The following is a 20,082-nucleotide window of genomic DNA, read 5'->3' on the forward strand; positions in this document are numbered from 1 at the left end:
CTGGCCGCCCTCCGGCAGCAGCGGTTCGAGCCGCTCCCACTCGGCGTTCGTTAAGTCACCGCGACCCATACACCTATCGTGACAACGTAGGCACCATCGGTCAGCAGATCTAAGAAACAGCTCCTAGGGTCCGTGGCGGATCTGATGGCCTTCATGATCGACCACCGGCAGGAGGGGGCACAGGTCCTGGGCCCGTCCCCTTGGGACGCGCTCACCGACGCGCATCCGGCGACCTGGCTGCGGCAGCGCACCCGGCTGCCGCGCCAACAGCTGATCAGTGACGAGACCCACTACGTCGACGACCATGCTCTCGCGCAGATCTCCGCCTGCCTGCCCGCGCTCGGCGAGCCGAGCACGACCACCCTCACCATCACCTCTGGTGAGGTGACCCGCGTGCTGCCCGGCCAGGACGATCCGCAGCTGATGCGGATGCTCCTGCTGCAGGTCATCACCGGCCGCCGCGCCAGTGAGATCTGCCTGTGTCCCTTCGACTGCATCTCCCCGGCCACCGACTCCGCTGTCCAGGCCGCCGACGGCGAGCAGATCGCCCGCTTCCGCTACGGCCAAAGCAAGATCGACACAGCGCCGGACACCATCCTGATCGACGCGGAGGCCGTCGCGATCATTGAGGAACAGCAGCAGTGGGTCCGTAACCGCTTCCCCGGCTGTGACCTGCCCTACCTCTTCCCGCAGCGACGCGCGAATGCGCACGGCACCAAGCACTACGGCAACACCAACTATGGCCGGTCCCTCGCCCTGTTCAGCAAGCTGGCCCAGATCACTGACGCCACCGGACGGCCGGTCAAGCTCAGCCACACCCACCGGTTCCGGCACACCAAGCTGACCCAGCTCGCCGAGCTGGGGCTGCCCGTTCACGTCCTGCAGCGCTACGCCGGCCACTCCAATCCGACCATGTCGATGCACTACATCGCCCGCCGCGACGAGCACTCCGAGCAGGCGTTCCTGGCCACCCGCAAGTTCAAGGCCGACGGCACCCGCGTGGCCTTCTCCACCGACGACCACGACACGCTCCACCTGCTGGACCGCGCGGACCGGTTCCTGCCCAACGGCTTCTGCCTGCTACCGCCCCTGCAGACCTGCCAGAAGGGCAACGCCTGTCTGACCTGCAACTTCTTCCGTATACGTTCCCCGTGTTGTTGCAGTTCGTGTTGTGGCCTGAGGGGCATGTGTGGCGGACGAGTGGCAGTTGTTCTGGGTTGGCGGCGAAGCTCCGACCGGCACGGCCGGGGACGAGCCGGGTCGGTGGGCCGATCTTGTCGCACGCGAACGTGAGCTGGGGTTCCGGGATCGGCAACCAATCCTGGTCTCGCCGGAGGGGCGAGTGGACGCGCGGCTGAGCGAGTTCTTCCGACGTTCGGGGTTTGCATCGCGGGCGGTCGGCACCCAAGAGTCGTACGTGCTGGACTATCGGTTGTTCTTTTCGTTCCTGTGGCGCGCTGGCCGCAGCTGGGACGAGGCGCGAGCGGAGGATCTGGAGAACTGGGAGGACTGGCGACTGCGGAGCCGGGACAACCCGAGGCCGATCGGCGGGGCCAAGTGGGTTCGGGAGCTGGCCGCGCTGCGGCTGCTCTATGAGTGGGCCGCCGCCCGGGGCTTTGTGGTGGCCAGCCCGGTCCGGCTGCGGACGGTGCGCACGCGCGACGGCGCGACGGCGCGTGTCCCGGAGTTGGCGCCCACCGACGTGCGCTCGTCGAACGTGAAGTGGTTAACGCCGAGGGCGTTCCGGTTGTGGCGGGACGTCGGTTTGCGCGGGTACGGCTCCGACGGGCGGCCGGACGACTCGTGGCGGGGCCGCAACGACGGGCGGGATGCGGCGTTCGCGGATGTGCTGTTCGCCAGTGGGCTGCGGCGCAGGGAAGCCGGCACTCTGCTCACGGTTGAGCTGCCGGACACTACCGAGCCGCGCCGCTACTATTCGGGGCGGATCGCGTCGGCGGTGGCCAAACACTCCGACCGCTACTTCTACATCAGCGCCGCGGCGTCGCAGAGCGTGGAACTCTACCGAGTGAGCACCCGGGCCGCCGCGGTGCGGCGGGCTCAGGCCGAGGGCCGCTACGACGCCCTGGCGGTGCGGTGGATCGTCCAGGGCATCACCCGCCGCGGCGAGGTGAGTTGGGTCGATGAGTACGGCGAGCGAGTCACCGCCTCGTTGAACCGGTTGACCGATCGGGACCGGCTGAACCTGTTCGCTGAGACCGAGGATGGCCTGGAGCCGCTGGCGTTGTGGCTGACCGAGACCGGGATGCCGCTGCGTTACCGTGGCTGGAGCAAGGTGTTCGAGCGGGCCAGCGATCGCTGCCGTGAGCTGGGACTGACGGTGTTCGCGACCCCGCACATGTTGCGGCACTCGATGGCGTTGCGCAGCTTGGTGTCGCTGCACCACGCCCTGGATCGCCGATTGGGGCTGACGCCGGCGGAACGGCGGCACTATGAGGCGCTCTACGGCAACGTGTGGTCGATGGTCAAAGACCTGTTGGGGCATCGTTCGGAGGAGACCACCCGCACGATCTACCTCGAACCGGTGCGCGGGCTACAACTGGACAGCCTTCTCAACGATGAGGAACACCCCGACAACACCGAGCTGCTGAGGCGGCTGGCCGAGCGCACTGGCCTGGTTCTCGATGCGCCGGCTAAGGCGAGCGAATGAGCGGGACCGGTCGGCGGGCCGCCCTGCCACCAGCGGCCTATCGTAAGCCCAGCAACCTGAGCACGGACGGCCTGGTGGTGCATGTGGTCGGCCAGGGCGGGCAGGATCACGGCGTCTACGACTTCCGCGACTGTCCCGGCCCGGAGGCGTTCAAACGGGAGCTGGTGGCCGCGTTCGCCCGATGCGCGTCGGCCAGCGGCACCTGGGGCAGCGCGCGCACCTGCGATAACTATGCGCAGCGGGTGCGTCAGTTCCTCGGCTTCGCCGCATCGTGTCAGCCTCCGGTGACGGCGGTGAGCCAGATCAGCCCAGCCGTATGGAATAGGTGGACGCTGCCCAAGCCCCGTCGGCGGCAACTGCGGGGCGTGCTACTGGAGATCGCCACGCTGCCGGCGGACACCCGTGCGCGGATGCAGATGCAACGCACCCGGGCCATGCGCAGGGACAGCGCGGCCTCGTATTCGCTGCGCGAGTTCAAGGAGATCCGGTCCGCAGCGTCCAGGACCGTCAGATCCGCGATACGACGCATCGAGGACAACACGAGCCTGCTGCAACGCTGGCGAGCCGGGGAAACGGCCGAGGATTCACCGGACTGGCGGTGGGGTTGGCTGCTCGACCACATCAGCCGCACCGGTGAGCTACCGCGCAACACGGTGTCCACCACCGGCCACCGGTACTTCTCCAGGTCGGTACGGCGGCTTCTGGGGTCTGAGGGCGGTGCCGCCGCGCTGGCCAGGCTTTACCCGACCTATGAGGAGATGGGCGCTGCCGCCGTGCTGCTGATCTGCCACGAGGCATGGAATCTCTCGGTTCTGCAGGTGATGCGCCTGCCCGAGCAGTGGCCCAATGCCGACGCGGACGCCGCGGAGCCGGCGATTCACCGGGTCGATACCGACAAGCCCCGCCGGGGGCCACGCGGTCGCCACGGCAGCAACAATCTAGTCGATATCGGCGAGGGCAGCGCGGGACGGGCGCTGCGGCAGGTGGCGGCTCTCACCGCGCAGGCCCGCGCCACGCTGGAACGCCACGGCACGCCGAGCGAGAGCCTGCTGCTGGGCCGGCGGGCGAAGGCGTTGGAAGGTGGCGATGTCTTCGCCGACGGCGCCGCCGCGGAGCATGCCATCAAGGCGTGGTCGGACAGCGCCGCCCTTGCTGGCGACGATGGGCCGGTGCGGGTGCGCGCCCGGATGCTGCGTCGCACCGTGCAGGTGCTCTACGGCGGGCCCCGCAACAACACCGTCCGCACCCATGAAGATGTCTATCTGCTGCGCGACGAGCAAGTCCGCGATGAATCGGGGCAGGTGATCGCCGACGGGTTGGCCGACGCGGTCGAGCACGCCCGAGCTCGGGTGCGAATGCAGCTGGTGCCGCAGGCCACAGGAACATCAAGCCACGACGCCGAACAGGTGGCCGAGCAGATCGGGCTGACTGCCGACGCGGCGACCCAGGTGGTCGCCGGCCAGTGGGATACCGCGGTGGCGGCCTGCGCTGATTTCGAGCACAGCCCCTTCACCCCGTCCGGCCCCTGCGCGGTGTCGTTCCTGTTGTGTTTCGCATGCCCGAACGCGGTGGCGACCGGCCGGCACCTGCCGCGCATCCTCTACCTGCACCAAGCCCTGGAGGCCTTGCGCTCGGCGGTGGACGCCCCGGCCTGGGCCGCGGACTGGGCCGCGCACCACGCCCGCGTCGCCGAGGTGATCACCTCCTACACCACGCCGGTCGAACGAGCCGGACTGCGAGCCCAGCTCACCGATCGGGATCGGGAGCTCATCGACCGCATGCTGGACCGAAGGCTGGATTCGTGAACAACGCACGACACTCCCGCGAGGACACGACACCGTCGCTGGTGGATCCACGACCGGACACTCTGGTGTTTCCCCTGGCCCGGGCGCGTCCCGGTACTCGGGAGGACGACGTTCCGCGTTTCGGGGACCTGCGCTGGCAGCTGGCCGCCCTGGACCACAGCGCCTCCGGCAAATCCAAGGGAGTCAACTGGGAAGAGTTCCCTGCAGCCCTGCGTCCCGGGTTCAAGCGGGCCGGCTGGGCGCTGATCAACATTTCCACTCCGGCGGTGCTGCTGGACCGCTCGGGTTCCAGCACCCGGCCGCGGCTGTCCGCTGCGAGCCTGCTGCGCACGCTCAGGGCATGGCGGCCCTTCGCCGAGTGGCTGTCCCAGCACCAGGTCCACAGCCTCGACCAGATCGGCCGACACCTGCTTGATCGGTATCCGCAAGCTCTCGCTGACCGGGGCCTCGGCAAGGGGCCGGCCACCTTGGAGATGTTCACCATCACCAGGTTGTGGGCCTACGCGCCGTTCCTGCTGCCGCAGGATCGGATCCCCATGCCGCCCTGGGACCAGGCCGGCGTCGAACCCGCGGACTTCATCGGTGAGCCGGCTCGTGGTCCCGGCGAGAACACCACGATCCCGGTGCATCCTGCGGTGATGTCTCCGCTGCTGGTCTGGGCGCTGCGCACGGTGAGCGACTTCAGCGGCGATATCATCGCCGCCTGGCGAGAAGCCCGACGCCTGCATGAACGGATTCCGTCGGCGCCCACCCCTGGAGGACGCGCCGACATCCGCACCTACCTGCAGCTTCTGCGTGACACGGGGCGCCCCTTGGCCGTGTTCACCGGGCACCAGGCCGGGGCGCTGACCCGTGCGCATCACGCTGCGCGGCGCGGGGAAGCCATCCAGGACCGCCCGCTGGTCCACAGCAGACTCGTTGCGGGGACGCTGGGAGTTACCCCCGTGCAGGTCACCGCCCTGCTGGCCCGCGAGCCCCACCTCTTAGACGGCGTGCGGTTCGGCGTCGGCGCACCGCTGCCAACTCCGATCATCGGCCAACTGGGCGGCCGACCCTGGCGCGACGCCATCGATCTTGAGGAGGTCATGGACCTCGCGTTGCACCTGTCGGCCGCAGCGCTGGTGACGGTGGCCTATTTGTCCGGAATGCGTCCGCGGGAGGTGCTGGATCTGGAGCGCGGCTGCTGCACCATCCAACAACGCGCGGACGGCACGGTGCGCTACCTGATCACCGGTCGGCACTTCAAGGGTGTCACCGATGAGGATGGCAACACGATCCCGGGCGGAGAGGTACGAGAGCAGCCATGGACCGTGATCGAACCCGTCCACCGCGCAATCACCGTGCTAGAGCAGCTGACGGATGGACAACGGTTGTTCCCACGGCAGTTTTCCAAGGCCGCGAAACCACGGGCCTACCTCGGCGATGCGATGACCCCGGGCACCGCCAGCGCGCGGATCGCCCGATTCGTTGTCTGGGCGAACACGCTCGCCTCTGACCATGGACGTGAGCACGAGGTGATCCCCGCCGACCCGGACGGTGCCGTCACGATGCGACGCTTCCGGAGAACTGTCGCGTGGTTCATTAATCGTCAACCCGGTGGTCGCATTGCACTGGGGATCCAGTATGGACATCTGCGGGCATCGTTCGGGGAGTCCTACAGCGGGCGATCCCGGGTGGACATGCTCGAGGTTCTGGACCTTGAGCAGGCGATGGCCACCGCCGACGCCCTCACCGAGGCGGCAGAACGACTCCACGACGGCGAGGGCGTCAGCGGTCCTGCTGCCGCCCGCTACATCGCCGCGGCGCGCGAGTTCCAGGCCACCTACGCAGGCGGATTCGCCTCCAAACGCCAGTACAAGGCATTGTTGGCCAATCCGCGCCTGCAAGTGTTCGACCACCAGCAGGCACTGCTGACCTGCAATCATGATCCGCTGAAAGCGCTGTGTGCCCCCTACCGGGGCAAGCCGGGTAACCACCCGCAGCGCACCCCCAGCCAGGACCGGTGCCACAGCGCCTGCGCGAACATCTCCCGCACCGACACCCAGGTCGAACGCGTTCAGGCCGAGGTCGACCGAATCGAGATCGAGATCGCCGAGGGCCTGCTCCCGCAGCCGATCCAACACCGCTTGCGCCAGCGTCAGACCGCCCTGAACCGCGAGCACGCCCAGCCTGGTGCCGTCGTCCGTCCACTACCACGACTCGCCCAGCAACCCGAGCATGCTCCCAGCGGCCTCGGCCGTCGACCGCAGCCGCTGCCAGCTTCCGAGAACAAGGAAGCAAATGTCGGCCTATATATTCGGGCACGCCGTTGAGTACAGGTAAGCCTGCCCGCACAGGTATGTGGTAAGTGTGGTCAACTTCGGCTGAGGAGACGTTCGCGCATCTCTTGGGCAGGGCGGTACTGCGGGTCGATGGTCAGTGCCCGGTCGTAACAGGCCAACGCGTCGGCCGTGCGGTCGGCTGCGGCGAGGGCATCGCCGCGCAACACCCAAGTTCTGACGTCGCGCGGGTCGATTTCTAAGGACCTGTCGTATGCCGCCAGCCCATCGTCGACCTGCCCCATTGCGGTGAGCAGAGTTCCCAGCCGACGCCAGCCGTAGCTGTAGCGCGGAGCGATCTCAAGCGCCTGCTCGATGCGCTGTTGGGCTTCGTCGTATCGTCCTTGCCTTCGCAAGAAATTCGACCAGTTGGCCAACAGTTCGACATCGCGGGGAATCCGCTCGGCTGCGCGCCGGAACATAGCCTCCGCCTCATTCGTCCGGCCGAGGTCGTCGAGCGACGAGGCCTTGTTCCGTAGCGCCGTGGGGTAGTCCGGCGCGATACCGAGGCAGTGGTCATAGCAGCTGAGCGCCTCCTCGTCGCGGCCGAGTTCGCTCAAAACACCACCCTTGCAGACCCAGGTACTGGGTTCCTCCGGGGTGAATTCAAGTGCCCGGTCGTAGCTGTCCAATGCCTCGACACGACGGTTTAGATCGACGAGCGCCAGGCCTCGAACCTGCCACAGGCGGCCGCGGACAACATCGTCGTCCCGTGTTGCTGCAATGGTAAGACCTCGGTCGGCGGCGGTCAGAGCCTGGTCGGGCATGCCCAAATGGCGAAAGCCGACACTTCTGTCGACCCAGGTGTACGGGCTCACCTTGCCCGGTAGCGGAGGCGATGGCACGGCGCGCATGGTAAGCCCGCGATACACGCTGCCCAACTGTCCGCGAACCTCGCCGAAGGTGGCTGGGCGGCCGTCCGGATCGGGATCGGCACAGTCTCGGATCAGGTTGACCAGGTCTCGCGAGGCACGCCCGCTGGTTCGCCACCGGTCGAGGTGCCGACGACCGCGGCCGATCGGTGGCAGCTGGCCGCTGAGCAACTGATACAGCATTATTCCGAACGCGAATACGTCGGTTCGAGTGTCCAGCCGGGCACCGAGCTCGAACTGCTCGGGCGCCATGTAGGCAGGTGTGCCAGCGATGGTGCTGTACAGCGCTCGCGCCGAGGTATGCCGTTCAGACAGGCCCAGCGAGGTTTCCTGGGCACACCGGAGTGCGCGGGCTAATCCGAAGTCGGTGACCTTCAAGGTGCCGCGCCTGGTCAGCATGCAGTTGGAGGGCTTCAAGTCTCGATGTACGAGGCCGAGCTGCGAGCGTGCATGTTCCATCCCATCGCACAGCTGAATGCCGAAGTCCACAGCGGTTCGGGCGCTGAGCGGCCCCTTTGCCAGGCGATCTCCCAGGTCACCTCCGTCGACGTAATCCATGACCAGGCATGGGAATCCTTCGATCAGCTCCGCTGACCTCGCGGTAACCACGTTGGGATGCGGATCGAGGCTTATCCACGTGGTTGCTTCGATGAGGAAGCGACGACGATCCTCGTCGTTCCACAGCAGCCGCGCATCGAAGGACTTGAGGGCGACCCGCTCGTGGTCCTCAACATTCTTGACGACATAAACCGCACCAAATCCACCCCGGCGCACATCCAGCACTTGATACTGGGTGATGCCGCCACCAGCAGTCCCGCGAGCACCCTGCAGCAACTCTCCCACTGCGAAGTTGGACCTCTTTGGAGGCTCGGGAGGCAAGGCCCTCGCGGCAACTCGTGCATTTTGGTGTGATGGGTCGACATCCAGTGCACGCTCGTAGGCCTGACGAGCGGCTTCAACGCGGCCAGCCCGCTGAAACAACGCTCCCAGCTCGACGTGCAAATCGGCAGAACCAGGTCGCAGCAAGGCGGCCTGCCCCAGCGCTTCGATGGCCTCATCAAGTTTGCCCGCAGCCATCGCCGCACGGGCCTCATCGCGGAAACATTGAGCGTCATCACCCTGATCGAAACGATCGACCTTCCTGCCCCACCACCGCATGTTCACGCCTCCTCCAGCGCAGCCCATGCTCGCGTCACCGACACACCGTACAGGCACACCGTCGGGAGCGCTCCCGGCCGAGTCGTACACGCCTCCCACCGGACGCCGGACATTGCGCACGTTGCTCCGTACACGGCTAACTAAACGGCATGCACATTTACGCGGACAGCAGACCTTGATCGACAACACACACAGACTTGACACGGAAGGTGTCTTCGTCACCGACGACAGCCACCTGGCCGTCCTCGAACGGCAACTCGAGGAGACGACCACCCTGATCGAACGGACCACCACCCAGTTCCACCGCCGGCACGGACGTTCTATGCCCGCTGACAACGTCTGGCTCGTCCAACGCCATGCCGAACGCGACGCGCTGCTCAAACTCCTGGCCACGATGAAGGCCAGCCCCGGCCGGGCCATCCAGGGCGCGGGCAGCCCCAGCAGCCCGACCCCCGTCTCCATCGACCTCACCCGCCACCGGAAACCGTGACCATGACCGACCAGCGGCAACGCCGCATCGACACCCTCAACCAGGCCGCCCGCGCCAAGTCCGAAACCAAGACCGCTGCGGTCGAGGCCGCCATCCGCGCCCTGATCAAACGCGGCGAACCCATCACCTTCCAAGCCGTCCAACGCCAGGCCGGGGTCTCCCACTCCTTCCTCTACACCCACCCCACCCTGCGCGGACGCATCGAACACCTCCGCCGACAGAACCAGCCCGCACCCCCGCCGATCACCGGCCCGGCCGACGAGAACAACATCGTCCTCGCGCTCACCGCGGAGATCGCCAAGCTGAAGAAACGGCTCCGCGACCAGGACAAAGAACTCCGACAGGCCCTCGCTCAAGCACACGGCGAAAACCTCGAGCTACGCCGCGAACTCGCCCGCCGCGGCGGCCCTGGCCCTCACACGCGCAGCACGACCATCGGCCCCTGCTGACCACGTTCCATCAATCGCATCAACAACCTGACCAGCCAGAACACAGAGATTTCAAGATCAACCTGCGGATAACTGGAGAAGCTCTGGACCTGCGCGTGGTGCCTGCACCCGCCCGCCGACCCCGCCGCCGAGGACTGGGTCGCCAGCCACGCCCTGGCCCTCCTGGCCGGCCCCCCCGGCAGGTCATCACCGACCTCGAGACCCAAGCCGCCATGCTCCCTGCCAGCCGCCGCAGCGAGATCGACGCCTGCATCCGCTACCTGACCGGCCACGCCGAGTTCCTCTGCTACGACCAGGCCCTGGAGAAGGGATGGCCGATCGCCACCGGCGTGATCGAAGGCGCATGCCGCCATCTCATCAACGATCGCCTGGACATCACCGGCGCACGCTGGGGCCTGGCCGGCGCCGAAGCCATCCTGAAACTCCGCGTCATGATCGCCAACGGTGACCTGACCGGCTACTGGCGCTACCACCTCCACCACGAGCACCAACGCATTCACCACGGCGCAACTGGACCGCCCTGACGGCGTGGCGCAGGCTGACCTGCGGGACTATTGATTACCGATGAGGTCCAGCAGCGCCATGTGGGTCTCATGGTCGGCTGCTACGACCAGCCCGCCGGTGCCGGTGTTCGGCGAGTGACCGTCAAGGCCGGTCACCACGCATCCGGCGGCTTGGCACAGCGCAATCCCGGCGGCAAAATGCACGCTGTCATGCAGTCGGCCGTCAGTGACGTAGGCGGCTCGCCGACCGGCGGCGACCCAGGCCACCGCCAACGTGGTCGAGACGACACGCGGGCGAAACCGCTCAGCGAACCCGGGGTCGGCCAGCAGAGCGGTAGCACGGAATCCAGGCGCGTTCGGGAACGGCGGGTCGAGATTCACGTCTACCAGGCCGGAATCCGGCGACGGCTTGAGCGGCTCGTCCACCCCGTTCCGGCGGACATGCGCGCGAAAGCCGTCGCTCCAGAACACCTCGCCGGAGAACGGATCGGCCGTGGCCGCCACCGTAGTTTCCGAACCCACGCGCAGGGCAACGTTCACCGCGACCAGCATGCTGCGCACGGCGTAATTCAGCGTGCCGCACAGCGGGTCGACCAGCCACATCCGCTCGGCGTTCGCCGAGCCCGTCCGCCCACTTTCCTCGCCGGTCACAGCATCGCCAGGCCGGGCGGCGTGAATTACGCCGAGAATAGCCTTCTCCGACTCTACGTCGGCCTCCGTGGCGAAGTCACCACCGTTCTTCTCCAAGCGGGCCAGCGACGCGCCGAACATGGTGCGCACCACAGCTGCCCCCGCCTGCGCCGCTGAACGGGCCATCTCAACGTCTGCGATCAGCATGGATCGCAGGATACGGCAGGCAAGACCGGCCAGAACGGCGTGATCAGCCCAGTCCCTTAAGAGGAGCCGCACCCAAGGCAGAATGCTCCGATGACCCGACTGACATCGCACAGCCTCTGGGACCGGTTTCTTCGACCCCGCCGCCCGCCGCGTGGGCTGAGACTGGTCGCCGCGGCTTCAGTGCTGGACGACTGGCCACTGTTTGGGGGAGAAGGGCAGGCGTCAGCTAACGTTACCGCCGTTGACGTCGAGTCATGGTGGTGACGGTGATGGTGGCGGAGAAAAGCGATCCGAGAGGCACGGCGGAGCCGCGGCGACGCCGTGACGCCGCGGCGACGCGGCAGGCGCTGCTGGAGGCGGCCCGCCAGCGGTTCGCCCGTGACAGCTACGAGGCGGTCAGCGTCAGGGACATCGCCGCGGACGTCGACGTCAACGTCGCCTTGGTGTACCGCTACTTCGGGTCGAAGGGGGGGTTGTTCGCCGTGGCGGCGGCGGACTCGGCGATGTTCGGGCAGTTGGACGTGCCGGCCGAGGAGCTGCCTGACCGGATGGCCGAGCTGTGCGCGTCCGGCGCGGCGGGCTCGCTCGGCCTGGACGACCTGCTCACGGTCTGGCGGCTGATTGGGGAGAGCCCTGATCAGGAGGGGCCGCCCGAGAAGGTGCGGGACTACGCCGAGAACACCGTCGTCGGGCCGTTCGCCACGGTCGCGGCCGGTGACGACCCGCGGCTGCGCGCGGAGCTGGCCGCCGCGCTTCTCGCGGGGATCAGGGTGCTGCGGTGGGCGTCCCCGCAGGGACGGCTGGCCAGCGCGCCGCCCGAGCAGGTGGTCGAGTACGTCCGCCAAGGAGTGTGGGCGCTGCTGCACGGCAGTGCCGGGGAAGGCAGTAAGTAAACACGTTTACTTACTGCCGGACTGACGCTACCGTACGAATGTAAACATGTTTACTTCGTAGGGAGCCTGCCCATGAGCACACAACGCACGCACTACGTCACCACCACCGACGGCGTCACGATCGGTGGGACCGTGCACGGCCAGGGGCAGCCACTCGTGTTCCTGCACGGGGGCATCGGCGATGGCGACCTCGACTGGGACCGGCTGCTGGGACACCTGACCGGCCGATTCACCTGCCACCTGCTGAGCATGCGCGGTCGTGGCCTCAGTGGCGATCACTCCGACCTCAGCCCGGGTCGGCAGGTCGACGACGTCCTTGCCTACGTCGACAGCATCGGGGAACCGACCGGGCTGGTGGGCTGGTCCGCCGGCGCCAACCTGGCACTCGGCGCGGCAGCGCGGCCCGACGCGGTGGACACGGTGGACGCGGTGGCCCTCTTGGAACCTCCGATGCGGAGCCTGATGAACGAGCAGGAGCAAACCGTGATCAGCGACGCCATCGCCCGGATGGGCAAGCTGGCCGCCGAAGGCAACTTGACGGCCGCGGCCCGCGCGTTCGCGAGCGGCCCCTTCAACGATGAGGAGATCGCCGCGGCCGAGGACGCCGGCTATTTCGAGGCCGCGGGCCGTTACGTCCCGCGCCTGCTCAACCTCCTTCAGCAAGTGGTGGCCTACGAAGGCCCCACCGCTGAGGATCCGGGTGTGCTCGGCGCGATCTCCGCTCCAGTGCTGGTGCTGTACGGATCCGACACCATGCCCTTCTACCCCGCCAGCGCGCGGCACGCGGCCGACCACATCCCCAACGCGCGGGTGCGCGAGATCCCCGGCGCCGGGCACGCCGCCCCGCTGACCCATCCCGAGGCGCTCGCCAAGGCACTGACCGATTTCTTCGGAGCCACGCGGCGGTCCGGGTAACCGGCCGGCCCTTGCGGGGACTGTTGCCGCATGGCCGACCGGCCCGCACCCCACGAGGACGGCAAACCTACAGACGGGGCAAATGGGGGTTGCGCAGCTCAGGCCAGGCCGATCGCAGCGCCTTGGCGACTGTACGACGCTCGACCTCGTACTTGTGCGCCAGTACGCGTCCGGACAAGCCCGACTGCTACCGGTCGGCGTGGCCGGGCATGTCATCATCCGCACTGCTCGGGACCATCGTGGTCGACCGGGACTGGCGGATCCCGGCCATCCACATCGCCGAAGCGCGAGCCCACGACCCGTCCACGCCGGTTCGGATGTACTTTAGGCACCTTCTACCTGAGCCATCGTTATCTAGGGTTGGAGGACCCTTCCAGCAGGTCAGAGGACGATGATCTCTTCTTTCACGTAGGCCAAGTTGACCGAACGCAGCCTGTGCCAAGCGGCATGAGAGAAGGGGCTCTGGCTCACTCTCGATGATCTCGGTGACAGAACGTGCAGGGTGTCAGGAGTTGCGGAGGACTCGGGCCCGTAGAAGGTCGAAGTTTGCGCGGCGAACATCTGCCGCTTCAAGAATTTGATCTTGTTGACGGTCCCTTCGACGGCCCCACTGCTGTGAGCGAGTGGCAGCCCGGCCTGCACTGCGGCGTGGTCGCGTCGGAGGCTGGTGGCGAAGGTGGCCAGGTAGGGCGAGGCTCCGGCTTCGGCGGCGGCGATCCAGTCGTCGAGCAGGTGGCCGTCGCGGTTGGTCATCATCGTGGCGAAGCTGCGGACCAGCTCGGCGGTGTTGATGAGCTCGGGGCAGCGGGCCAGGATTTGTTCCAGTCTGGCCTTCTCCTCGGTGTCCAACCGGTCGGGATGGGTCATGAGCCAGCCGGTGACGCGGCGGGGTTTGGGCGGTGGACATGGCTCTTGCTGTACTTCCTGGTATCCGCGCAGTGGCTGGAGCCAGCCTTGGACGGCCCGGCGGCTGCCGGTGAATCCCTGAGCCTTGATCTCGGTATAGAGCTGGACGGCGTTGCTGCAGCCCTCGTTCCACCGGCGGGTGAGGTCGGGCTTGAACTCATCCAGCTTGCTGGAGCGAGCGAAGGTCGGGGCCAGGAGTTCGTCTGCGCTGGTGGCGTTGGCGTACTTGCGGACGGTGCGGAAGGCCAGGCCGAGTTCGCGGCTGATGGCGTTCAGCGACAGGCTCTTGGCCCTCAGCTCCTGGACCTGGGCGTAGCGTTCGTGTGTCCGCGCCACCATCGGCCGTTCGTTGCCGTAGGAGTCCAGGGTCTTGGGCCGCTGGACGGGTTAGGTCCCGCTGCCGATGTCGTCCTTGATCGGGGCGTCTTGGCCGGAGACTTCCTGGAGGCAGGATCGGTGCGCGCGGATCGTCTTCTCCAGTGCCGTAGCGAGGTTTTGCCACAGGTGGAAGCGATCGGCGACTTGGGTGGCGTCGGGCGCGCCCTCACGGGCGCCGTCGGCGTAGGAGCCGGCCCGATCTCGGCAGATCACCTGCACCCCGGGATGGTCCTTCAGCCACGTGGCCAGGTCATCGGCGGTCCGGCCGTCCAGCAGATCAATAGGACGGTGGGTGTCCATGTCCACCAGGACGGTGCCGTAGGAGTTTCCGCGCTTTTTGGCGAAGTCGTCGACGCCCAACACTGTGACCTGCCCTATCTCGGGATCGGGCAGCGCCCGCAGTATCCGTAGCAGCGTGGATCTGCTGACCGGCACGCCGACCAGGCCTGCCATGCGGGCACCAGCTCGCCCGGCCAGTGCTATCGCGATCGAGGTGAGAAGGGCGCGTAAGGCGTTGCTGCGACGGGCGCGCCGCTGGGTCAGCCCGCCGACCTGCTCGCCGAAGATCTCTCGATCACAAGAGGGCTCGCCGCAGAAGAAGCGGCGCACCTCCAACTCGACCTTGACCGGCCGCCCGCCCGTCGCCAGATCCCACACGGTCCGGCGATACCGGCTGTGCACTCGGGTCGAAAGCAGCCCACACTCTGGGCACGGGACCTCACTCACCACGGTGCGCGCCGCGATCAGCATGGTGTCATCGAGGGTCTCCACCTTGAGGACGTCCATCTCCCGCAAAGCGGGGCAAAACAAACGAAGGCAGCAGGTGTTCTCACCTACCGGCGCATGCAGCACAATGAACCCCACGGCCGCTCGTTGATGATCAGGTACTCGACACACCAGATCTTTGACGAGCGGCCATCTCCATGTGAGGTTCGTTGCAAGATCGCGATACGGAAGCAGCACCAGGGCCCCTCGCGCCAAGCTCACCCTGAGTAGCTGATCAACGAGAGTGAGCCAGAGCCCCTGATTTTCGGCGTGCCGATGGGTTTTGATCATCGTGTGCCTCGTGCGGCACGGTCAGCATGGAGCGTTCCAGGTGAGCGGCTGTTGCCGCTGGGTGCGCCATTCGGCCGTCAGTACGGTGGCGTCGTCCTGCAGCCGGCCGCGCTGGTGCTCCAGGATGGCCTGGATCAGGCGGCGCAGGGTTTCCGGAGCCGACATGCCGTCGGCCTCGCGGCGGACGATGAAGTCGATGAAGCGCTCCAGCCCGAACAGCTCCCCGCTCGGGCTCTGGGCCTCGATGATGCCGTCGGTGTAGAACAGCAGCCGGTCCGCGGGCTCGAGCTGGTAGTGCAGCAGCCCGGTGGACACTCCCCAGCCCAGACCCATCGGGGGGTCGGGCACGCTGGTCAAGATGGCGACCTGCCGGCCGCCTCGGATCACCAACGGCGGATGGTGACCTCGATTGACCCAGGTCAGCCGGCCGGTCCGTAGATCGAGATCGGCCAGGACGCCGGTGGCGAAGCGGTCGGTGAACTGCTCGGCGATCGCCGCGTCGATCGTCTCGCTCGTCGCGGGCAGCGTCGTGCCCCGGCGGCGGCTGGTGCGAGCCGACCCGATGGCGATGGTGGCGGTGAGCCCGGCCGCGGTGTCGTGCCCCATCGCCTCGAAGATCGACACATGCAGGGTGTCGCCGTCGATCGCGTAGTCGTAGGCATCGCCGCCCACCTCGTAGGCCGGCTCCAGCGCGGCACTGACCACCACCCTGTCATCGGCGAAGGCCCCAGGCGGCAGAAGGTTCCACAACACCTCGGCCGACAGCGTCATCGGCCGGGCGCGGACCAAACGGGCGTAGGAATCGCTGTAGGGGCGCTTGCTGATCAGCAGCAGGGAGACGAGCGAGGCCAGCCGGCCGGCCAGCAACGCCGCGGCCTCATATCCCCGCTGCACGCTCACTCCCAGGACGCCGACCCGTTCGGTGCCGCTCAGCAACGGCACCCATAGTCGCTGCGGCCCCTCGCCGGCCGGCGAGGCAGGGACGCTCTCGGGAGCGGCGGGATCCAGCACGTGCCGGGCCTCGACGATCTCCACGTCGCGGAAGGCGCGCCCGGCCATGGTGGCGTCGATCCGGATCGCCTCGAGCCGTTCGCCGTACACGTCGCGCTGCCCGGCCAAGGGCACCAGCATCTGCTGCTGCAGGTCAGCCACGTAGATCATCGTCTGAGAGAAGCCGGCCAGCCGTCCGTACGCGGCGACCAGGCCCGGCAGATCCTCCATCGCGGACAGCTGAGTGGCGTCCAGCAGGCCGCCCAGCATCCGCTCACCATCACCCGCCACCTTTGACGCCTTCCCCCTGGAGCCCCTCCCCTCACAATAGATCGTCTCCTCCATGCGGAACGAGCTACTTTCAAGCCTGCTGACCAGGGCTAACGTCCCCCGAGCGTGCTGGGGCGGGTGCTGGTGCGCAGTGTGTGCTTGCCGGCCACCATGCGATGGTGGCCGAGGACGTCGGCGGGCTGCCAGTGCACGTTGGTGGCCCAGTTCAGGCGTTCGAACAGGCGGATGAGCGCGGCGGAGGGGTCGATCTGGCGGCCGCTGCGGCCGTGCCGGGCGCAGCCGGGCTGGCTGTGGTGGCCGTTGTGCCAGCTTTCGCCGAAGGACAGCAGGGCCAGCGGCCACAGGTCGGTGGACCGGTCGTGGCGGCGGGTCTTGTGCGGCCGCTCGCCGATCATGTGGCACAGGGAGTTGACGCTCCAGGTGACGTGTTGCAGTAGGGCGATGCGGACCAGTCCGGCCCAGATGAACGCGGTCAGAGCGCCGTACGGGCTGCCGCTGATCGCCCAGCCCGCTGCGAACGGCAGGATCAGGGAGGCGGCGCACAAGGCGGGGAAGGCGCGTGAGATGCGCAGCATGGCCGGATCGTTGCGCAGCAGGTCGGGGGCATACCGTGTGGCCGAGGTGGGTTCGCTGGAGAACAGCCAGCCCAGGTGGGCGTGGGCCAGACCGCGCAGTTGCCCGCCGAGATGAGTGCCGAAGCGGTAGGGGGAGTGCGGGTCGCCGGGCCGGTCGGTGAAGGCGTGGTGGCGGCGGTGGACGGCCACCCAGTCGATGAGGTTGCCCTGAAAGCTCATCGACCCGGCCACGGTCAGGACGACGCGCAGCCACGGGCGGGCGGTGAAGGAGCGGTGGGTCAGCAGCCGGTGGAAGCCGACTGTCACGCCCAGCCCGGTCACCACGTAGAAGACGGCGGCCAGCAGCAGGTCGGTGAGGGTGATCCCGCTTCCCCACGCCAGCCAGATGCCGGCGCCCAGAGCGAGGAACGGCGCGATGACGATCGCGGCGGTCAGCGTCACCGCGACGATGCCGGCTCGCGCGGGCGCAGCCGGGCGGGGGAACGGCGTATTGCCGTCATAGCCCGCCCCGGCGGCGGTGCGGGGGGTGGTCGGCATGCCGCTCACGCTATGACCGGGAAGCGGTGGTCCAGGCCGGTGATGCGCAGCAGCCGGGCCACACGCGGGGGAACGCCGGTCAGGGCCAGCGTGATGCCTCGTGTCCGGGCCCGGCCTTGCACGCCGATCAGCACGCCGATCCCGCCTGCCCCGCAGAAGGTGACCCGGGACAGGTCCAAGATGAGCAGGTCGGTGCTGTGGTCGAGGGTGTTGATCAGCCTCTGGCGCAGGCGGGCTGTGGTGAAGATGTCAATGTCCCCCGACAGGTGCACGAGGGTCGGCGCCGAGGCGCTGGCCCCGGCGCGCGGGGCGGTGTCGATGACGGTCATGGAAGGTCTCCTCACGGGAGAAGCTGAAAGGGGATGCGATGCCTGCCGGCCGGAGATCGGCCCGCCGCCAGTACGGGCGGTGCCAGGACCGCTCGATCCGGCCGGCAGGCGGCACGGGTCATGGCGACGGCGTCGGCCGTCCCATGGATGGCTGCGCCGCCTGCCCGATGACCGACCCGCCCTCGTCCTCCCAGCGGGCAGGGCCGTCGGCCGTGGCACGCGGAGCGGGGCTGGCGGGCAGATGCGCGAGGGTGAGGAGGGCGTCGATGCTCATGCCGGCGATGTCCTGGGCGGTGAGCTTGAGCGTGGCCTCGGCGGCGCCGGCGGCGGTGCCCGAAGGGATGATCAGCAGGACGACCGGCTCGCCGGCGGCGAAGCTGAGAGTGATCACGCGCGGGTCGGTGTGGCGGAACCAGCCGATGCGGACCTGACGCCCGCGCGCGGGGATGCGGCGCGGGATGTTCTGCCACGCATCATGGTGCAGGCCGATGCGGAGCGTGATCCGATCCAGCAGCCGGTCCACGGCGGCGATGAGGCCAGGCAATTCGGCGGCCGCGTCACGGGAGGAGGGCCACCAGGCCCCGTCCACCACCGCTCGCCGATCCAGCACCGGATGGAGACCGAGCCGTAGCGCGGAATCGACCCGGGGGATCGCGGATGAGGTAGAGCTGAGCAGTGCGGGTGGAGAAAGAAGTGTCGGCGTCATGGTCGCCTGACCTGTCCAGGCCCTCGAAGAGGCCGGTGGTGGTTCGCCGGGGGCGACGCAGACCTGAATGCCAACGCTCGAAAAGACCTCGGTATCTTCAGTGTACGTCATGGCTTCCGGAATTCCCCAATTCCGGAAGTAGACGAGCGGGTGACTTCCGGAAACACGCTCTCAGAGATCACACAACCGGCCGGATCAGCTTCCGGAAACACACGCCGGTCGCGGGCCGTGCCACTCTCCGCCCCCCACGCCGCCGTCCTGGCCGACTACACCGCCGCGCTCGAGCGCGCCCCGCTGGCCGACTCCACCAAGACCAAGTACGCCTCCCGGCTGCGCGGCTACCTGGCCTGGCTGGCCGGCCAAGCCGACGCCGGCGCCCTTGACGGCGACCCGCTCACCGACCCCATCGCCGCCACCGGCGCGGTCCGCGACTTCCGCCGGCATCTCAAGAACGGCCGCCGCGCCCCCAACACCATCGACACCTACCTGTCGGCCATCGACGACTTCTATGCCCGCCGCGGCCTCGGCAAGCCCCAGGCCCGTCGCGAACGCGACGCGCGCCGCACCGCCCCCCGCGCCCTGGACGCCCGGCGCACCCGTCGCTACGTCCGCCACGTCCAGTTCACCGCATCCCCGCGCGACAAGGCCATCGCCCTGCTGCCCTACTACGCCGGCCTGCGCATTTCCGAGGTTGTCGGCCTGGACCTGGCCGACTTCCGCCTGTCGGCCCGCAAGGGGCGAACTGCGCATCCGCGGCAAGGGCCGCGACGGCGGCAAGATCCGTCTGCTGCCCGTCCATGCGGACCTGCGCCAGGCCTTGACCGACTGGCTGGAGGCCCGCGCCGATTGGAAGGGGGCCGGCACCCACGCCGCGGTGTTCCTCAACCACCGTGGCGGCCGGCTGAGCGACCGCGCCGCCCGCGACATCATCACCGGCCTCGGCGACGCCGTCGGCCTGGGTGACGACCCCACCGAACCCTTCAGCCCGCACGTCCTGCGCCACCCAGCTCATCCGCGACGGCAAAGACCCCATCCTGGTCGCTGAACTCCTCGGTCACGGTTCGCTGGACACCACCCGCCGCTACGCCCTGCCGACCGAAGCCGACAAGGAAGCCGCCTTGGACGCCCTCATCACCGACCACTGACCAGAGCAACAAACCGGTTCGGAGCGGGTGCCGCGATGGTCACTCCCGTATCCCAGCCCGGCTGGAGGGCACCGCGTCCGCGCCACGGTAGGCGAATGTGGAGGGCAACCGCCTACAGCGTTCGACCCTGGGCAGCAAGGCCGTTGCGTTCTCGGCTGATGAGACTGCTGCACCCCTGGGTCGAGTGGCCGAGTAGGAGCGCCCCGGTGCGGAGATGACAAACGCGACCCCTGATGATCGTCGGTGTCTAGCCAGTCGATC

The 20,082-nt window shown here is 68.0% G+C and carries 16 protein-coding genes and 2 pseudogenes; 10 read left to right on the forward strand and 8 right to left on the reverse strand.

Features of this window, described 5'->3' with window-relative positions; all coding sequences use genetic code 11:
• The first annotated feature begins 132 nt into the window (after nucleotides 1–132).
• Genes ACTWPV_RS48935 through ACTWPV_RS48950 form a run of 4 tightly spaced genes read left to right on the forward strand, consistent with a single transcriptional unit; the run spans nucleotide 133 to nucleotide 6,785 of the window.
• Entirely contained in the window at nucleotides 133–1,293 is a 1,161-nt protein-coding gene (locus ACTWPV_RS48935; RefSeq protein ID WP_443157096.1) for a tyrosine-type recombinase/integrase, read from the forward strand.
• Between the two features lie 49 nt (nucleotides 1,294–1,342).
• Entirely contained in the window at nucleotides 1,343–2,668 is a 1,326-nt protein-coding gene (locus tag ACTWPV_RS48940; protein ID WP_443157097.1) for a hypothetical protein, read from the forward strand.
• Entirely contained in the window at nucleotides 2,665–4,473 is a 1,809-nt protein-coding gene (locus tag ACTWPV_RS48945; RefSeq protein ID WP_443157098.1) for a hypothetical protein, read from the forward strand. Before ACTWPV_RS48940 ends, ACTWPV_RS48945 begins: the two co-directional genes overlap by 4 nt.
• Nucleotides 4,470–6,785: a hypothetical protein gene (locus ACTWPV_RS48950; protein ID WP_443157099.1), complete on the forward strand. Its 2,316-nt coding sequence runs from the start codon at nucleotides 4,470–4,472 to the stop codon at nucleotides 6,783–6,785. Before ACTWPV_RS48945 ends, ACTWPV_RS48950 begins: the two co-directional genes overlap by 4 nt.
• A gap of 41 nt (nucleotides 6,786–6,826) precedes the next feature.
• Here ACTWPV_RS48950 and ACTWPV_RS48955 read toward each other — a convergent pair whose 3' ends face one another.
• The gene (locus ACTWPV_RS48955) at nucleotides 6,827–8,821 is read right to left on the reverse strand and encodes a protein kinase domain-containing protein (protein ID WP_443157111.1); all 1,995 of its coding nucleotides are present in this window, start codon (nucleotides 8,819–8,821) and stop codon (nucleotides 6,827–6,829) included.
• Between the two features lie 175 nt (nucleotides 8,822–8,996).
• Here ACTWPV_RS48955 and ACTWPV_RS48960 point away from each other — a divergent pair, with 175 nt between their 5' ends.
• From ACTWPV_RS48960 to ACTWPV_RS48970, 3 genes and pseudogenes are all read left to right on the forward strand, one after another.
• A complete protein-coding gene (locus ACTWPV_RS48960; protein WP_443157100.1) occupies nucleotides 8,997–9,311 on the forward strand; it encodes a hypothetical protein in 315 nt (104 codons plus the stop codon).
• Between the two features lie 2 nt (nucleotides 9,312–9,313).
• The gene (locus ACTWPV_RS48965; protein WP_443157101.1) at nucleotides 9,314–9,760 is read left to right on the forward strand and encodes a DUF6262 family protein; all 447 of its coding nucleotides are present in this window, start codon (nucleotides 9,314–9,316) and stop codon (nucleotides 9,758–9,760) included.
• 215 nt (nucleotides 9,761–9,975) lie between these two features.
• Nucleotides 9,976–10,260 (forward strand): annotated as a pseudogene (locus tag ACTWPV_RS48970) (ISKra4 family transposase); the annotation flags it as partial.
• 51 nt (nucleotides 10,261–10,311) lie between these two features.
• Here ACTWPV_RS48970 and ACTWPV_RS48975 read toward each other — a convergent pair.
• Entirely contained in the window at nucleotides 10,312–11,100 is a 789-nt protein-coding gene (locus ACTWPV_RS48975; RefSeq protein ID WP_443157102.1) for an inositol monophosphatase family protein, read from the reverse strand.
• 254 nt (nucleotides 11,101–11,354) lie between these two features.
• On the opposite strand from ACTWPV_RS48975, the gene ACTWPV_RS48980 reads away from it, so the two are divergent.
• Both ACTWPV_RS48980 and ACTWPV_RS48985 read left to right on the forward strand, forming a co-directional pair.
• The gene (locus ACTWPV_RS48980; protein ID WP_443157103.1) at nucleotides 11,355–11,993 is read left to right on the forward strand and encodes a helix-turn-helix domain-containing protein; all 639 of its coding nucleotides are present in this window, start codon (nucleotides 11,355–11,357) and stop codon (nucleotides 11,991–11,993) included.
• Nucleotides 11,994–12,065: 72 nt separating this feature from the next.
• On the forward strand, nucleotides 12,066–12,908 hold the full coding sequence (locus ACTWPV_RS48985) for an alpha/beta fold hydrolase (RefSeq protein WP_443157104.1): 843 nt from the start codon (nucleotides 12,066–12,068) through the stop codon (nucleotides 12,906–12,908).
• A 381-nt stretch (nucleotides 12,909–13,289) separates the two neighbouring features.
• On the opposite strand, the gene ACTWPV_RS48990 is transcribed toward ACTWPV_RS48985, so the two are convergent.
• From ACTWPV_RS48990 to ACTWPV_RS49015, 6 genes are all read right to left on the reverse strand, one after another.
• On the reverse strand, nucleotides 13,290–14,153 hold the full coding sequence (locus ACTWPV_RS48990) for a transposase (RefSeq protein WP_443157105.1): 864 nt from the start codon (nucleotides 14,151–14,153) through the stop codon (nucleotides 13,290–13,292).
• A 48-nt stretch (nucleotides 14,154–14,201) separates the two neighbouring features.
• Nucleotides 14,202–15,056, reverse strand: a complete 855-nt coding sequence (locus ACTWPV_RS48995) for an ISL3 family transposase (protein WP_443157106.1) — start codon at nucleotides 15,054–15,056, stop codon at nucleotides 14,202–14,204.
• Between the two features lie 213 nt (nucleotides 15,057–15,269).
• Nucleotides 15,270–16,529 carry a PP2C family protein-serine/threonine phosphatase gene (locus ACTWPV_RS49000; RefSeq protein WP_443157107.1) on the reverse strand — a complete coding sequence of 420 codons (1,260 nt, stop codon included), beginning with the start codon at nucleotides 16,527–16,529 and terminating at the stop codon, nucleotides 15,270–15,272.
• An 89-nt stretch (nucleotides 16,530–16,618) separates the two neighbouring features.
• A complete protein-coding gene (locus ACTWPV_RS49005; RefSeq protein ID WP_443157108.1) occupies nucleotides 16,619–17,641 on the reverse strand; it encodes an acyl-CoA desaturase in 1,023 nt (340 codons plus the stop codon).
• Nucleotides 17,642–17,646: 5 nt separating this feature from the next.
• On the reverse strand, nucleotides 17,647–17,970 hold the full coding sequence (locus tag ACTWPV_RS49010; RefSeq protein ID WP_443157109.1) for an STAS domain-containing protein: 324 nt from the start codon (nucleotides 17,968–17,970) through the stop codon (nucleotides 17,647–17,649).
• A 118-nt stretch (nucleotides 17,971–18,088) separates the two neighbouring features.
• The gene (locus ACTWPV_RS49015) at nucleotides 18,089–18,787 is read right to left on the reverse strand and encodes a DUF5994 family protein (protein ID WP_443157110.1); all 699 of its coding nucleotides are present in this window, start codon (nucleotides 18,785–18,787) and stop codon (nucleotides 18,089–18,091) included.
• 397 nt (nucleotides 18,788–19,184) lie between these two features.
• Here ACTWPV_RS49015 and ACTWPV_RS49020 point away from each other — a divergent pair.
• Nucleotides 19,185–19,707 (forward strand): annotated as a pseudogene (locus ACTWPV_RS49020) (tyrosine-type recombinase/integrase); the annotation flags it as partial.
• Nucleotides 19,708–20,082: the final 375 nt, after the last annotated feature.

Origin of the sequence: Nonomuraea sp. KM88 (assembly GCF_052245635.1) — a bacterium.
Lineage (GTDB): Bacteria > Actinomycetota > Actinomycetes > Streptosporangiales > Streptosporangiaceae > Nonomuraea.